11 protein-coding genes are annotated in these 17372 nt (G+C 32.2%); all 11 read left to right on the forward strand.

The features are described 5' to 3' along the window. Positions 1–26 precede the first annotated feature (26 nt). The 11 genes from BMZ09_RS14350 to BMZ09_RS14400 all read left to right on the forward strand — a co-directional run bounded on the left by BMZ09_RS14350 (position 27) and on the right by BMZ09_RS14400 (position 17299). Positions 27–2333, forward strand: coding sequence for a chondroitinase-B domain-containing protein (locus tag BMZ09_RS14350; RefSeq protein ID WP_090841859.1), 2307 nt, complete (start codon positions 27–29; stop codon positions 2331–2333). Between the two features lie 26 nt (positions 2334–2359). Further along, entirely contained in the window at positions 2360–3379 is a 1020-nt protein-coding gene (locus BMZ09_RS14355; RefSeq protein WP_090841861.1) for a polysaccharide lyase family 7 protein, read from the forward strand. A 178-nt stretch (positions 3380–3557) separates the two neighbouring features. Next, positions 3558–5441 carry an NADP-dependent phosphogluconate dehydrogenase gene (gene gndA / locus BMZ09_RS14360; protein ID WP_090841863.1) on the forward strand — a complete coding sequence of 628 codons (1884 nt, stop codon included), beginning with the start codon at positions 3558–3560 and terminating at the stop codon, positions 5439–5441. A gap of 37 nt (positions 5442–5478) precedes the next feature. Next, positions 5479–6753: an Nramp family divalent metal transporter gene (locus BMZ09_RS14365; RefSeq protein ID WP_090841865.1), complete on the forward strand. Its 1275-nt coding sequence runs from the start codon at positions 5479–5481 to the stop codon at positions 6751–6753. A gap of 271 nt (positions 6754–7024) precedes the next feature. After that, positions 7025–9304: an alginate lyase family protein gene (locus tag BMZ09_RS14370; RefSeq protein ID WP_090841867.1), complete on the forward strand. Its 2280-nt coding sequence runs from the start codon at positions 7025–7027 to the stop codon at positions 9302–9304. Positions 9305–9363: 59 nt separating this feature from the next. Continuing rightward, positions 9364–9735: a cupin domain-containing protein gene (locus tag BMZ09_RS14375; RefSeq protein WP_090841869.1), complete on the forward strand. Its 372-nt coding sequence runs from the start codon at positions 9364–9366 to the stop codon at positions 9733–9735. Positions 9736–10113: 378 nt separating this feature from the next. After that, positions 10114–13176 (forward strand): SusC/RagA family TonB-linked outer membrane protein, encoded by a 3063-nt coding sequence (locus BMZ09_RS14380; RefSeq protein WP_090841871.1) that lies wholly within the window; start codon positions 10114–10116, stop codon positions 13174–13176. Between the two features lie 17 nt (positions 13177–13193). Beyond that, positions 13194–14621: a RagB/SusD family nutrient uptake outer membrane protein gene (locus tag BMZ09_RS14385; RefSeq protein ID WP_090841874.1), complete on the forward strand. Its 1428-nt coding sequence runs from the start codon at positions 13194–13196 to the stop codon at positions 14619–14621. An 18-nt stretch (positions 14622–14639) separates the two neighbouring features. Continuing rightward, positions 14640–15512: a PKD domain-containing protein gene (locus tag BMZ09_RS14390; protein WP_090841875.1), complete on the forward strand. Its 873-nt coding sequence runs from the start codon at positions 14640–14642 to the stop codon at positions 15510–15512. A gap of 32 nt (positions 15513–15544) precedes the next feature. Beyond that, positions 15545–16450 carry a polysaccharide lyase family 7 protein gene (locus BMZ09_RS14395; RefSeq protein WP_090841878.1) on the forward strand — a complete coding sequence of 302 codons (906 nt, stop codon included), beginning with the start codon at positions 15545–15547 and terminating at the stop codon, positions 16448–16450. A gap of 147 nt (positions 16451–16597) precedes the next feature. Then, positions 16598–17299, forward strand: coding sequence for a FadR/GntR family transcriptional regulator (locus tag BMZ09_RS14400; RefSeq protein WP_090841880.1), 702 nt, complete (start codon positions 16598–16600; stop codon positions 17297–17299). Positions 17300–17372: the final 73 nt, after the last annotated feature.

Here is a 17372-nt window from a genome sequence, read left to right on the forward strand (position 1 = left end):
AATAACAACGCATTAATTATTCTTTTATGAAAAAAATAGTATCCATTGTAATCTTATCCCTGTTACTAGTTGCTTGTGGTAAAACAGAAATTGCTAGTTTAAACACCGTCTCTAATATAGAAGAGCTAAACACAGCTATAAAAGATGCTAAGCCAGGAGATAATATTGTTTTAGCAAACGGAACATACAAAGATTTTGAGATTAAGTTTACAGGAGAAGGAACAGAGGATAAGCCTATAACGCTAAAAGCTGAAACTGCTGGAAAAGTGTTTATAGAAGGAGAATCTAGTTTAGAAATTAGTGGAGATTATTTAGAGGTTAGTGGTTTGTTTTTTAGAAACGGACATTCTCCTAAAACCAATGTAATCGCATTTAGAACAAGTGCGAAGGACGTTGCAAATTACAGTAAAGTTACAAATTGTGTGATTTTAGATTTTAATAACTTAGAGCGCGATCAAGACAACCTTTGGGTGCAGTTTTATGGAAAACATAACGAGTTAAGTAATTGTTATATCGCTGGAAAAACAAATGGTGGTCCAACGGTTAGAGTAGATTTAAAAGGAAATCAAAGTATAAGAAACTTTCATAAAATTGTAAATAACCACTTCGGACCAAGACCACGTAAAGGTGGTGCTAGAGGAGAAACTATTCAATTAGGAAGTAGTTTTACATCTATGAGCCCAAGTAATACGACTATTGCTAACAACTTATTTGAAGAGTGTAATGGTGAAGTCGAAATTATTTCTAGTAAAACTAATTTCAATATTATTAAAAATAATGTGTTTTATAAAAGTGAAGGGTCTGTAGTTACACGTCACGGAAACTACGTTACTGTTGATGGTAATTATTTTATTGGAGATGGTGTAAACGACCAATATGGTGGTATTAGAATTATTAACACAGGACATTGGGTAATAAACAACTTGTTTTACAAAATCAAAGGGAAAAACTTTAGAAGTCCAATTGCTATAATGAATGGAATTCCAAAATCACCATTAAACAGATACAACCAAGTTACAGATGTTGTAGTTGCTTACAATACGTTTGTAGATTCAGATTCGCCTTGGCAATTTGGAGTTGGTACTAATATCGCGCAAGCAGATGTATTGCCAAAGTCAGAAATTAGATCTGCAAGACCGTTAAGAACAGAGGTTGTAAATAATGTAATTTATAATTCTGTTGGTGATGCAAACCCAATTATAGAGCATGATAAAGCGGATGGTGTTACTTTTAAAAGTAATATTATTTACAATAACGGCGTTAAAATTGAAAACAGTCATGGTTTAATTTCTAAAGAATTAACGTTAACAGATATCGGTACAGATCTTTCTGTTCCAACGTCTGGATATGATGATGTAGAAATTTATAATGGTTTTGATTTTAAAACAATAACGGAAGATTTATTAGGAAATTCAAGAAGTAAATCAAATCAAATTGGAGCAATAGTAAATTCAGGAAGTGTTAATTTAGACCTTTTGGATAAATCAAAATATGGTACGGATTGGTATTCAAATGTAGTTGGCGCTAAAGATCCTACGACATATACGGTGGCTAATACTTCAGAATTAGTAGCCAAACTTAAAGCTGCAGAAAGTGGTGATATTATAGCTTTAACTGATGGTGTTTTTAATATTTCAGAATCTTTAGTTGTTGACAAAACAATCACAATTCAATCTAAAGGAAATTCTGAAATTATATTTGAAGGAGCAGCTAATACACCAGCATTCTCTTTAAATCCTTACGGAAAATTAACTCTAAAAAACATCAAATTAAAAGGTAATGGTTCTAATTATGCGTTTGCTAGTTTAAAAGAAAACATGTCTAATCATTTTGGTTTAGAAGTTGTGGATTCTGAAATCAGCAATTTTAATTATGCTTTAAGGGTTTATAAGCAAGCCTATTCTGAAGAAATCACTTTCAAAAACACAGCTATTTCAAACTGTGAAAATGGTATCGAATTATCTGAAGAAACCAACGACAGAGGAGATTACAATACAGAGTATTTAACTATTAATAACTGTAATTTTGATAATGTAAAACAAAATGTTGTCGATTATTATAGAGGTGGTTATGACGAGTCTACCATTGGAGGGAATCTTTTAATCACAAATAGCACTTTTACTAATTGTGGTGCAAAAGAGAAAAACAAAAGATTACTAAACCATAACGGAATTGTAAATGTGAACATTAACAATAACACATTTAAAAACAATAATGTAAAGTTTGTTTCTATTCTTTGGGGGGCAAAAAATAATGTAGAATCAGAAAACACAGTAACTAATTCAGGACAGATTAAGACTGAAGAAAATTTAGTTATGACATTAATGTATTAATTCAATCACTTTAAATTTATTATTAGATGAAGAAATCGCTATACACCTTCGTTATACTTTTAACGCTTATATCTTGTAAAGACGAAGCAAAAAAGACAGAAACAAAAGCTCAAGTTGAAACTGATGCACCAGTAAAATATCCAAGTGACGTTATTCCATTTATGGACCAGTGGAAAATCCTTTTAGGTGACGGAACCTATCAAGATAACTTAGTAGGCTTCCAGAAAGACGATTTTTTTTATGTGGAAAACGATGGTAAAACGGATTGGGTAGTGTATAAAACACCAAATTCTGGTATTACATCAAGAACATCTAGTAATACTAGAACAGAGTTAGGTGAAAAAAAACATTGGATTCCTGAAGAAGGAGGTAAACTAACTGGAACATTAAAAGTGCAGCATGTGTCTACAACAGGGCATGCTAATGTTGCATCGTCTTACTCGGTAGTTGTTGGGCAAATTCATAGCGACGAAGGTCATGAGAATGAACCCTTAAAAATCTTTTATAAAAAATTCCCGGGTCATACAAAAGGCTCTGTGTTTTGGAATTACGAAATCAATACGGAAGGTGATAACTCTGGAAGATTTGATTACTCAACGCCAGTTTGGGGTTATGATTTTTCAGTTAAAGGATCTGATGAAACAACTAGTCCGGCAGAACCAAAAGATGGTATTGCTTTAGGTGAAGAGTTTAGCTACGAAGTAAATGTGCATAAAGGTATTATGTATCTAACGTTTACAAGTAAAGGGCACGAAACTATAAAATTTACAAAAAGCTTAATTAAATCAGAATTTGCAACCAAAGCGCAAATTCCGCAACAAATTATTGATGTATATGCATCAAGAAGAGCGGTTGGCGTGGAACGAGAAATTGCTTATGCTGGCGAGATCAACTATTTTAAACAAGGCGCTTATAATCAGGCAAACGGAAAATCTACAAAGTCTGAAACTTATGGTGGAGACATTGTAAAACAGTACGCAAACGGAAGTTATGCTGAGGTTTGGTTTAAAGAAGCAACAGTAGGCGCATCTACAGAGCCTAAATAGAAACTGCATTGCACAATTTAGCATAATAAATGTCTGGTTGGGTGCGGTTGAAGCAGCACTTTTTGAATCGCAAATGTGGTAATAAAATATTGACATGTCTATAATGGTAAATTAGTCGGACAATGCAGAGTTTGTAAAGGTGTTACATCTGAAAATTAAAAACAATAAGTATAAGCAGATGAAAAAAGTTATATTCATAATGGGAGTCTCGGGGTGTGGAAAAAGCACAGTCGGGAAATTATTGGCTCAAGAATTAGATATTCCTTTTTTTGATGGAGACGATTTTCATCCAGAAGCTAACATAAAAAAAATGTCTAACGGACAACCTTTAAATGATGATGATAGACAAGGTTGGTTAGAAACACTAAATGATTTAGCTAAAAAGCAATTAACTGAAAATAGCTGCGTAATTGTATGTTCTGCTTTAAAGCAGAAATACAGAGATACTTTAAGTTTACATATTAAAACCGAAACAAAATGGGTGTATTTGTCAGGGTCTTTTGATCAGATATTTGAAAGATTAAATAGTCGTGATAACCATTTTATGCCATCAGAGTTATTAAAGTCACAGTTTGATACATTGGAAGAACCAAAAGATGCTTTAAGAGTGGATATTGGCTTGACTCCAGAAAACATTATAAAAACGATAAAACACGAATTAATGAATACTTCGGAATTTGGATTATTTGGTTTAGGTGTCATGGGTAAAAGCCTATGCCGAAATTTAGCTAACAACGGATTTAAAATAGCAATGTTTAATAGGCATGTTGATGGTGTTGAAGTTGATGTAGCTAAAAATTTTAAAACTAACTATCCGGAATTATCTGAAGCATCTGCTTTTGATGATATTTCTGCTTTTGTAGCATCTTTACAAACACCTAGAAAAATAATGTTGATGGTGAATGCAGGAAAAACAATAGACTTTGTTATTGAAGATTTGTTACCTCATTTATCAAAAAACGATATTTTAATTGATGGCGGAAATTCTAATTATTTAAAAACGAAAGAACGTTGTGATTATTTAAAAACGAAAGGCATTCATTTTATTGGTACCGGAGTTTCAGGAGGCGAAGAAGGGGCTTTAAAAGGACCATCGATAATGCCAAGTGGCGATTTAGATGCATACAATAATGTGAAGCCTTTTCTAGAAAAAATTTCGGCAAAGGATAAAAATAATTTGCCCTGTTGCACGTATGTTGGGCCGGAAGGTAGTGGTCATTTTATAAAAATGGTGCACAATGGTGTGGAGTATGTAGAAATGCAATTATTAGCAGAGGTTGTTACCATTTTAGAAGCATCTGGTCAAAATTTAGATCAGATAGCGGATGTTTTAGACACTTGGAAAGCCACTGCAGATAGCTATTTGTTAGAAATCACTATAGATATTCTTAGAAAAAAAGAAGGCAACGAATGGTTAGTAAAAAAGATATTAGATAAAGCAGGTAATAAAGGTACAGGAAACTGGACAACTATAGCTTCCGCGGAACTTGGTGTACCAAGTACATTAATTGCTTCAGCTTTATTTGCTAGATATACGTCGTTTTATAAAGACGAACGTATTCAGTTAAATAATAATTTTAAAACTGAAACTACTTCAGATTTAAATCTGTCTACAACCGAAATTTTAGAAGCATATCAATTTGCTAGGATTATAAATCATTACCAGGGATTTAAGCTAATTAATGAAGCTTCAAATAAATTCTCATGGGATTTAAATTTAAGTGAAATTGCTAGAATCTGGACAAATGGTTGCATTATTAGATCAACGCTAATGGAAACATTAGTTGAGGTCTTTAAAGAAACAACAAACATTTTAACCAATCCAGAAGTTATTACTTCAATAAAAAAGTACAAGGCTTCTGCTAAAAAAGTGGTTTCGCAATGTGTACTAAATGATGTTACGGCATCTTGTTTATGTGAATCTATTCAATTTTTAAACGGAATAACTACTGTAAATTCTTCAGCAAATATAATCCAAGCACAGCGCGATTATTTTGGAGCGCATACTTACAAAAGAATTGATGATGATGGAGTCAAGAGCCATCATACCAATTGGAATTAAAAAACAAACTAACCAACCCTTAAACTAACTACATATTATGGATGCAACAACGCCAAATAAATCACTAATCAAAAAAATCATAGCACTAGTATTGGGCTTTGGTCCTGGAATTTTTGCAATAGGTTACACTATTGGAACAGGTAGTGTTACCTCTATGATTGTTGCGGGAAGTAAGTTTAATATGCAATTACTTTGGGTGTTATTATTAAGTTGCTTGTTTTCGGGTATTTTAATGTTTGCATATGGTAATTATGCTTTGTTAACAGGCGAAACTGCACTTTACGGATTTAAAAAACATTTTAAATATGGTAAAATATTAGCAATTCTAATTATTGTAGGTATTACGTTTGGGCAATGGAACTCCTTAATGGGGATCTTGGGAATTTCTTCTAATATTATTTTTGAAATTTTATCCGTAAACTTTGAAGGCTTGGCTGCTTATAAATATGAAACCGTTTTAATTACAGCTATAGTGATTATCGTTACTTTTTACCTATTAATGTTAGTTGGTAAGTATACCTTCTTTGAAAAAATACTTGTGATTTTTGTAACCTTAATGGGGTTATCTTTTGTGTTATCTTTATGCTTTGTACAGCCGCTTCCATTGGATGTTGTAAAAGGGTTAATACCTACAATACCAGATGTTGTTGGTGGTAAAATGTTGGTTGCTGCTTTTGTTGGTACAACTATGGCTTCGGCTACATTTTTATCGCGCCCTCTTTTTGTGAAAGGTAAAGGATGGACAATTAAAAATTTAGATCAACAAAAAAAGGATGCTATTACTGCTGCAATTTTAATTTTTATAATTAGTGGTGTGATAATGGCTGTTGCTGCAGGTGCTTTGTTTTATCAAGGTAGAGAAGTAACACATGTCTTAGATATGGCAAATACTTTAGAGCCAGTTGCTGGTAAATGGGCTGTGACAATCTTCTTTTTTGGGGCTTTAAGTGCAGGTTTATCTTCTATTTTTCCATGTTTGTTAATTGCACCATTATTAGTTGCAGATTATCAGTCTGGAGAATTAGATACCAATTCTCGTCAGTTTAGAATAATTACTGCTGTAGCATGTTTGGTAGCTTTAATAGGTCCAGCTTTTGGAGCTAATCCTATTGAGATTCAAATACTGTCTCAAGTCTTTAATGTGTTTGTATTACCTCTAGTAATTATTGGAATTATAATGATGGTAAACAACAAAAAAATTATGAAGTCTTACAAGACAAGTCTTTTTGTAAACATTGGTTTGTTTGCGGCTTTACTTTTTTCTTTAGTGATTTCTTATAACGGTATTGTTGCACTAACAGAGTACTTTTAAGATAACCAGTCTTTTGGGTTATTATCAAAATAGTATAGATTAGAGTTAAATGTGAATATGTTTTTTTTGGTTAACAGTAAAAACCTCGTATATTGGTAAACCAATTTGGTAAACCAATTTTAATTAGTGATGTGATTTATCATAATAACTAAGTTAAAACACAAGGGTTTCTCTAGAATGATGTTAAGAGTATTTACAATTATAATTTTAATGACATTGCTTTAAGCTAAGTCAACAATTAATAAATAGGAATTATTACTTATAACTAATTATGAAGTTAACACAAAATATTATTTTAAAGTTTGCTACAGTTGCACTTGTTTTTACGATGTATTCATGTAAAAAAGAAACTAATGCTGTATCCAAAAATAATGCTACTACACAAACAGATCAAGCACATCCTAAGCTTATTTTAACAGCGCAAGGTGTTAAAGATATTAGAGCGCAATTGGGTGATATTCCAATTTTTGATGCCACTTTAGAAGCTGTTAAAGAAGAAATAGATGCTGAAATTGCACTAGGAATTGATACGCCAATACCTGTAGATTATTCTGGTGGATATACGCATGTACGTCATAAGCGTAATATGATAGTTATGCAAAAGGCTGGAGTGTTATACCAAATTTTAGACGACGAAAAATATGCTAAATATGTAAAAGACATGTTGATGCAATATGAGGCGTTGTACAAAACATTACCATTACACCCTAAAACAAGATCTTACGCTAGAGGTAAACTATTCTGGCAATGTTTAAATGATTCTAATTGGTTAGTGTATGTGAGTCAGGCTTATGACTGTGTTTACAATTATTTGTCTGAAGACGAACGTGTCAAATTAGAAACTAATTTATTCAAACCATTTGCAGATCATATTTCAATAGATAGTCCTCAGTTTTATCAAAGAGTACACAATCATAGTACTTGGGGTAATGCTGCGGTTGGAATGATTGGTTTAGTTATGGGTGATGAAGAGTTGTTAGACCGCGCTTTGTACGGTATTAAAGGTTTAAAATTAGATACAAAAGAAAAAGATGATGATGGTGGTTTTTTAAATAAAGATGGTAAAGCAGGATTCTTAGCAAATATCGAGGAGCCTTTTTCTCCAGACGGTTATTATAATGAAGGGCCATATTACCAACGCTACGCGATGTATCCTTTTTTAATTTTTGCTGAAGGTTTGCATAACGTCAAACCAGAATTGAAAATATTTGAATATAAAGAAGGGGTTTTACTTAAATCTATAAATACATTATTGAATTTGTCTGATGCAGATGGAGATTTTTTTCCACTTAATGATGGTCAAAAGGGAATGTCTTATTATACAAGCGCTTTAGTTACAGCAGTTGATATTTCGTATCATTTTGGAATTCAAGATGCAGGATTATTATCAATAGCCTCTAAACAAGATCGTGTATTATTAGACGATTCAGGGTTGGCGGTTGCATTAGGTATTAAGAATGGTAAATCGGAACCTTTCAATAAACAATCTATTAACCTGTCTGATGGACCAAAAGGGACACAAGGAGGTGTTGCTATTTTGAGAAACGACGATGTAGAGTTGGTGTTTAAGTATGCTGCTCAAGGGTCAAGTCACGGGCATTATGATAAGTTGTCGTATTCTTTATACGAAAAAGGAGAAGAAGTTATTCAAGATTATGGTTTAGCGCGTTTTGTTAATATCGAACAAAAAGGAGGTGGTAATTACCTAAAGGAAAACAAGACTTGGGCAAAACAAACTATTGCACACAATACGGTAACACAAAATGAAACATCTCATTTTAATGCCAAATATGAAATAGGTAGTAAGCATCACTCGGTGTTAAACTATTTTTCTTCAGAAAATCAAAATGTGCAAGTTGCAAGTGCTAAAGAAGTTAATGCTTATCCAGGGACGGAAATGCTGCGTACTATGGCAATTATTAAAGACGAAGATTTTGAAAAACCATATGTGTTAGATATTATGAAGGTGACTTCGGATAAAGCTAATAAGTATGATTTTCCATATTACTTTTTAGGACAAGTAGTGCAAACAAATTTTAAGTATAGCGTACCTAAGGTATTAACTGCTTTGGGGGATAAAAACGGATATCAACATCTATTTGTAGAAGGGACTGCAAAAGCGTCTAGCGATAATAGTAAATTATCATGGTTAAATAAAGGTAAGTTTTACACTTTAACATCTGTAACTAATGATAAAGATCAATTGCTTTTTACTAGAATTGGAGCAAACGATCCAGAATTTAATTTAAGAAGAGAGGCAGCATTAATGTTGAGACGCAAAGATTCTAAAAACACAATTTTTGTATCTACTATCGAAGCGCACGGAAGTTATAGTCCAGTTACAGAATCTGCAATAAATTCTAACAGTAACATAAAAGAATTAAAAGTGGTTTTAGATTCTGCAGATTATACGGCAGTGCAGATTACTAATATAAAAGGTAAGGTCAAACTGTTTATAACATCAAATGAAGAAGACTCTAAAAAAGTAAAACATAATGTAAAAATTAATGATAAGAATTATGAGTGGTCAGGTTCTTATTATTTTGAATAAATAAAATAAATGTCAGACTGAGTGCAGTTGAAGTGCTCAAAAAATTAAATATAAATATTATGAAAAGATTTAGCGAAAAGTACATAGTAACAAAAGACATGGAATGGGAAGTGCTTGGTGGAGGAGTATCAAGAAAATTTTTAGGTTACGATAATCAAATAATGATGGTGAGTGTTAAATTTGATAAAGGGGCTTTAGGAGCGCCACATCAACATTTTCATACGCAAGCGACTTATTGCGTGTCAGGTAAATTTGAATTTGAAATTGATGGTGTAAAGCAAATAGTAGAAGCCGGAGATGGTGTTTATATTGAGCCTAATTTACTACATAGTGCGGTTTGTTTAGAAGAAGGACAGTTAATAGATACATTTAGTCCTGTAAGAGAAGACTTTTTAACTGGCGTTGGTCCATCTTATTTTGCAGATAAATAAATAAAGCATTTAGTTGTTTTATTGTTTTCTAGTCTAGATGTTACTAAATACTAGTAAATCAGCAATACAACGCGCTAATGTTTGCTATTTTAACACCAATATCCTCTATTTTAACATTTAAAAATTACGAAAACGTTGTAATTAACAAAATTTTATATATATTTGGTAAACCAGATTGGTAAACCAATTCCTATCAGGTGTTTAACCACAAAAAAAGGATAGGTTTTAAAGCCTACCCTTTTAATAAAAATACTTCTTCGACGGGAAGTAATTATGTTAAAAACATAACATTACAAAAGTAGCAAACATATTGATACTTGCCTAATAATTGTGTTTTTAGTAAAACAAATTAATTAACTAATAACTTAAAAATTAATTATGAATTTAAAAGCTAAATCGGCACTATTTGCAATGCTCTTCATGTGTATTGCTGCTTTTGCGCAAGACAGTGTAACAATAAAAGGAGCAGTGGTTGATGCAGAGTACAGCATGCCATTGCCTAATGTAAATGTTATTATTGTAGGAACTAGTACTGGGGCAAGTACGGATTTTGATGGTAACTATCAAATACAAGCCAAAAAAGGAGATGTTATACAATTCTCATATATTGGATATACTGCAAAGACCGTTATTGTTGGTGCTCAAACAACCGTTAATGTAGCTCTAGGTGTAGATGCTAATACTTTGGAAGAAGTAGTAATTGTTGGGTACGGAACACAAAAGAAAAGTCATTTAACAGGTTCTATATCTAAAGTAACAAACGAAGATTTAGATCAGATTGCTGTTTCTAGAGTAGATGATGCTTTAGTAGGACAAGTTTCTGGTGTAAATATCGCAGCAACACAAGGGGAAGCGGGTTCTGCTCCTACGATTAGAATTAGAGGTACAGGTTCTGTATCTGGTAGTTCTGATCCATTAATTGTTGTTGATGGTCTTGTTGTTGATAATGATTACTTAGGGTCGTTAAATATGAATGATGTTGCTTCTTTTGAGGTGCTTAAAGATGCAGCTTCTGCTGCTATTTATGGTTCTCGTGGAGGTAATGGAGTTATCATGATTACAACTAAAGAAGGTAAATCAGGAAAAACAAAATTCACATATAATACGTTAACAGGTTTTAAAGAAGCAAGACAAAGTGAAGATTACTATTTTTCAGTAGCAGAAACTGCTGCTGCAGAATTAGCTGCAACTGGAACATTGTCTGATAGAACAAAATACAAGCAGTTAATAGGTATTGATAACGACTGGCAAAATATTATTTTTGATGGTGGAGTTATTACTACACACTCATTTAGTGCTAGAGGTGGAGATGATAAAACTAAATTTAGTACATCTTTAGGGTATATTCATGATGAAGGTGTATTATTAACTGATGAAGTTAAAAACTATAGTTACAAATTAAGATTAGATACTAAGTTAACAGATAAGCTTTCTATGGGGATTAATCTTAACCCTTCTTTTAATGATAAAAGACGTTTTGATGGATCAACTCATGATATTTTAAGACAGACCTCTTGGTTACCTGTTTATCATGATGAAAACACAATTAGATTTGTAGACAGAGGGACTTATCCTGATGTTCAAGTTGGTGATTACGCAACACAACGTCATTTTGATAATTATGATTTATATGGAGACGGTAGTACATTAGTAGATATTAGTAATACGTCTAATACAAATCCAGCTGCAAAAGTTTTAGAGCGTCAAAGAAACGAGTACAAGCTTAAATTAAGAGCTAGTTTATATGGTAAATATGACTTTAATGATAATTTATCATTTAAAAGTACAATTGGAGGAGATTACCAAAATACAGTTAGAGAAAGAAATCAAGGTCCTTTAGCTAGTCGTAATGGTGAGTCTGCAGTTCAATATGATGAAGAAGTACTTAACGTATCTAGATTAGTTTCTGATAATTTCTTATCATATAATAAAGGATTTGGTAATCATGATGTTTCTGCAGTATTAGGGGCGTCTTCAGAATTACAAAAAGGAGAGTATAAAGCAACTAGATTAACAGGTTACAACTCTGAGTTAGAAGGTACTTTAGGTGGTACTACAACTGTTGGAGCTGGTAACCAATTTGAATATAAGCAAGCTTTGTTTTCTTATTTTTTAAGAGTAAACTACGCATATGATGATAAGTATTTAGCATCAATCAGTTTAAGACGTGATGGAAGTTCTGTTTTTGGAGAAGACAATAAATATGGAACATTTCCAGCAGCATCTTTAGGTTGGAATATTTCTAAAGAAGACTTTTTGTCTGAAAGCGAAGTAGTTAATAATCTTAAATTTAGAGTGAGTTATGGTGTTACAGGTAACAATGCACTAAGAATAGCTTCTAACTCTGTGTTAGATAACAATGCATTAATTAACTATTACCCATCATTATCTTTAGCGTCTAATTTTAGTTATGCAGGAGATTCGGCTATAAGTGCAATTAATATTGCTAACCCTGATTTAAAATGGGAACGTTCTGTCGAAATAAATCCAGGTATTGATTTTGGTCTTTTTAATAATAGAATTACAGGTTCTGTAGATGTGTACAAGCGTACAAGTGATCAATTATTATTATCTAACCCTATATCTAACACAACTGGATTTAGTGAAGCTTTAGTAAATATTGGTAAAGTGGAAAACAGAGGTATTGAATTAGAACTTAGAACTAAGAATGTTAATACTCAAGATTTTAAATGGACATCAACAATGTTGGCTTCTAGAAATAAAAATGAGTTAATTGACTTTGCAGATTCTAATGGTCAAATTTTAAATGTAGATTCTAAAAGAGCTGCAGAATGGATAAATCAAGTTGGTCAGCCAATATCTTCATTTTACGGTTGGGTAGTTGAGTCTGATATTCCATTAGAGTATATCGCTAATCCATACCATCCAATCGGAGGGGAAGCACAAGATGTTTATGTAAAAGATTTAAATGGTGATGGTGTAATTGATGATGATGATAAAACTAAATTAGGAGATCCTTACCCGGATATTGTATGGAGTTTTACAAACGATTTCCAATTTGGAGATGTGGATTTAAGCTTTATGTTTCAAGGTAGTCATGGTGCAGAGGTGAGAAATATGGGAGATCAATATTTATTTAACCATTTTAATTCTTCTCAAGATTTTATTTCTTCAACACCAAACCAACAATTTATAAAGCAGAAAATATTTACTGATGATATTATTCAAGACGCTTCATACGTAGCTTTAAGAACTGTAAGTATTGGGTATAATTTTACTGATAAATTATTAGATAAAACATTATTTTCTAAAGCAAGAGTGTATGCTACAGGGCAAAACTTATTGTATGTAACAGCAAGTGATTATACAGGTTTTAACCCAGAGTCTGTAGATAATACGTCGGCTACTACTTACGGGTATCAAAGAGGAGGTTCTCCTATTCAAAGAACAATTTCTGTTGGATTAAACCTAGAATTTTAATTTTAAAAAAAGATAAAATGAAAAAATATATAAAAATATCGACGGTTTTATTGGTCGTTTTATTAGCCTCTTCTTGTGAAGATTTTTTATCACCAGAACCAACATCTGTATCAAATGCAGAAACATTTTTTGAGTCTGAAGCTGATTTAGAACTGGCAGCAATAGCAATGTATGATGCTATGCAAGGAGTAAACTCTACATCAACAAATGACAATCACGGTGCGCAGGTTGATTTTTACGTTCAAGAAATGTTAAGCGATAATACAAGATCAAAGAATGTAGGGGGAGAAGGAGAGTCTGCTCAATTTGAAAGCTTTACTGTAGAAGCAACAAATGGTATTGTAGATGATTATTATAGAAGTAATTATCAAACTATTTATAGAGCTAATGTTGTTTTAGAAAACTTAAGTGTAGCTGGTAGTGCTGCTTCTAGATTTGAAGCAGAAGCTAAATTTGTTAGAGCATATGCTTACTTTAATTTAGTACGTTCATTTGGAGATGTGCCTTTAGTAACAAGTGTAATTGGTATTGCTGATACAGCAATCCAATTTACAAGAGTAGATTCTGATTTAATTTACGATGTAATTATTGATGACTTAACAACAGCAGTTGCTGGTTTAGATAATACGTATAAAACTAGAGCGTCTAAAGCTGCAGCGCAAGCTTTATTAGCTAAAGTGTATTTAACAACAGGTACTAATTATGGTTTAGCACAAACATTATGTGAGTCTGTAATGGGTGCAGGGTTTGTTTTAGAACCAAATTTTAAAGATGTGTTTTATTCTGAATTAAATAACGAGATTATTTTCGCTATAGACTATGTAGGTGATTCTTCAGCAGATAGTCAAAACTTTTCTGCAGAATGGTTAAATGCAGTAGGTAGAACAGCAGGTGTTAATTATACAACTCAAGAAGTTAGAGATGCATTAGATGCTCTAGGAGGAGACAGAACATTATATTCTTATAGACAAGATCCTTTATTATTATCTCAATTTCAGGTAGCTAAATTTATACCAAATGGAGATGATACATTAGGTATTGCAGCGACTTCAAGTAATCCAACGTTAGCAGGTAATGATTTAATAGTACTTAGGTATGCAGATGTTTTACTTATGCATGTTGAAGCTATTATGGCAGGACAGCAATCAACATCAGCACAAGCAGCTTTAGATTCTTTTGAAGAAGTAAGATTACGTGCAGGATTAGTTGGTGATGCGGATGGTACAATTACTAAACAAGAATTACTAGATGAAAGACGTGTAGAGTTAGCTTTTGAAAATCAGCGTTTTTTCGATTTAGTTCGTTTTAATGTAGCTCAAGATGTACTTTCTACTTTTTCAGATAATAACGGTTATAATTTTAGTGTTTCAGATTTGTTATTACCAATCCCACAAAGAGAAATAAACTTAAGTCAAGGTGCTTTAGGGCAAAATCCTGGTTATTAATTTTAAAAATATTGTAAGATGAAAAAACAAGTAAAAAAAATAATTTGGATTGCAACCTCTATAGTAATGGCAGCGTCAATCCAATCATGTGACGAATTTGAAAAATTTGAGCCTATAGGTGCTAACTCTATTGCAGATGCTACACCTCCTACAGCTAGTTTTTCTTATTCGCAAGGAGAAGGTACAAATGGAGATGAATGGATGAATTATTCTTTCGGAAATTTATCTGCTAGCTCAACAACATATAGTTGGGATTTAGGAAACGGAACAACATCAACAGAGTTTGAACCAACAACAGTTTATCCAGCAGAAGGTATGTATACTGTTACTTTAACTGCTTCAGATGATTTAGGAGTTTCAAGTACATTTACAGAAACAATTGAAGTAGTTGAACCAGAAGTGCCTTTAGCTATAGTACCTACTATCGGAGAACAAGGTTTCGAAGATGGAAGTGACGCTTGTGGTACTGCTGCAGACGGACGTGATTGTTGGAGAAATAGTGATTTAGGAGGTGTTATTCAGATTACTTCAAGCCCTGTTCACGAAGGTTCTCAAGCAGCTAAGTTTCCTTCAGCAGGAGATCGTGTTGCTTACCAAGAGTTAACTGTTTCACCTAATTCAGATTACACTTTAACGTATTTTTATACTTTAAAGACTAATAATCCTGGTTCTATAACTGTTTCAGTTTTAGCAGGAGGTGGTCATACAGATTTAACAACTGCATTAGCTGCAACTATTGAAGATTTCGAAGGTTCAGATCAAACAAGTTCTAATGACTATGTTGCTGCGAATGTTATGTTTAATTCAGGAGCAAATTCTACAATTTCAATTCTTGTAACAAATCAAGGAGAAGAAGCTAGAATTGATAATTTTGCTATCATGGCAAACTAATAATTTAATAAAACATTTAAAGACTGAAACATATGCGTATAAAACTTAAATTAATTGTCTTGTTTGTGTTTGTTTCAGTTTTAAATGCTAACTGTCAATCTAGTAAGGTTGTTACAGAAGATGATACAGAAACTAAAACTAAAAAGAAGAAGAAAAAAAAGAAGAAGTTTAAACTTCCGGAAATAGATTTAACACATTGGAAAGTAACGACACCTGCGGGTGATGGAAAAAAACCTCAAGAGGTTTCTCCTCCAGAGATAATGGATTATGCCACTAATGAAGCTTTAAAGCCTTATATGTATAATGATTCTACAAGAGGAGCTATCGTTTTTTATGCTTTTCCTAGTAAAGCAACTACTGCCAATACAAAATATTCTAGATCAGAGCTTAGAGAACAAATGGTGTCTGGTGAGAATAATGTTAATTGGACATTTAAAGAAGGTGGTTACATGAAAGGAAAACTAGCTATTGATGATATATCAAAAGATAGTAAAGGTAAATATCACCGTGTCATAATCATGCAAATTCATGGTAGATTAACAAATGAACAGCGAGACTTAATAGGTGAAAAAGATAATAATGCACCTCCAATGCTTAAAATTTATTGGGATAAAGGTAAAATTAGAGTTAAAACTAAGGTGCTTAAAAATCTAAATGCTACGCCAGAACAAATGTTACATGAAGATGCATGGGGCGATGATGAAGGTTTTAATTTTGAACAGGAAGTTGGTTTTAGGAAATTTACATTAGAAGTAGAAGTTTCGGATGGTAAAATGGTTGTTATTTTAAATAAAAATGAGTTTAAAGTATATGATAATATCCATATGAAAAAGTGGGGCATTTTTGAAAACTATTTTAAGGCAGGAAACTATTTGCAAACTAGAGATGAAGGTGCGTTTGCTAAGGTTAGATATTATGACCTAGAAGTAAAACATTAATAATATTTTGATTAGTCTTTTTAATTAAGTTAAGCTTTGGAGGTCTTATATAGACCTTTAAGTTTAGCTTAATAATTATTAAAAGAATATTGTTAAGTTTTTAGTAAATTTACCAATGATAAATGATACTTAAAATATATAATTTATATGAAGTTAGAGGTCCTTACAAAAAATGAAAATTTTAGTATTCAGAAGCAAATTATTGCCAATATAAGAGATTTAATAAATGTTAAAAATCTTGAGCCAGGGGATAAATTACCAGCGGAACGTGTACTGTCAGAAAAATTTGAAGTTTCTAGAAGTAGTGTAAGGGAAGCAATTCAAAAATTAGAATTTTATGGGTTATTAAAGTCTATTCCTCAAAGTGGGACGTTTGTCGCAAATATTGGGGTTATTGCATTAAATGGAATGATCGAAGATATTTTAAGATTGGAAGATCCTGAATTTAAATCGTTAGTAGAAACTAGAATTCTTTTAGAACTTAAAACAGTAAAGTTAGCTGCTTTAAGACGTACAGAAGAAGATTTAATTAAATTGAAAGAAGCTTTAGATGCTTACAGTAATAAAGTAAAAAACAAAGAGGATGCTGTTCAAGAAGATTTATTATTTCATCTGGCAATAGCAAGAGCAAGTGGTAATAGTTCTATGAATACGTTCATGTTAATTATTACGCCTGAAATTATAACAAATTTTGAAAAGTATCATGTTTGTCATAAAGGGTTATCAGCAAGTGCAATTACTGAGCATCAATTAATTTTTGATGCGATAAAAAAACAAGATCCGGTTGAAGCTAAAAAAGCAATGAAAAACCATTTTAACGAATTATACAAATACTGTTATAATTTATAGAAAAAATAAATAATAATTTAAGATATAAGGACTTAAATTACAATAAATCAAAATTTTAGAAAAATAGTCTATT

The organism is Olleya namhaensis (genome assembly GCF_900114005.1).
Lineage (GTDB): Bacteria > Bacteroidota > Bacteroidia > Flavobacteriales > Flavobacteriaceae > Olleya > Olleya namhaensis.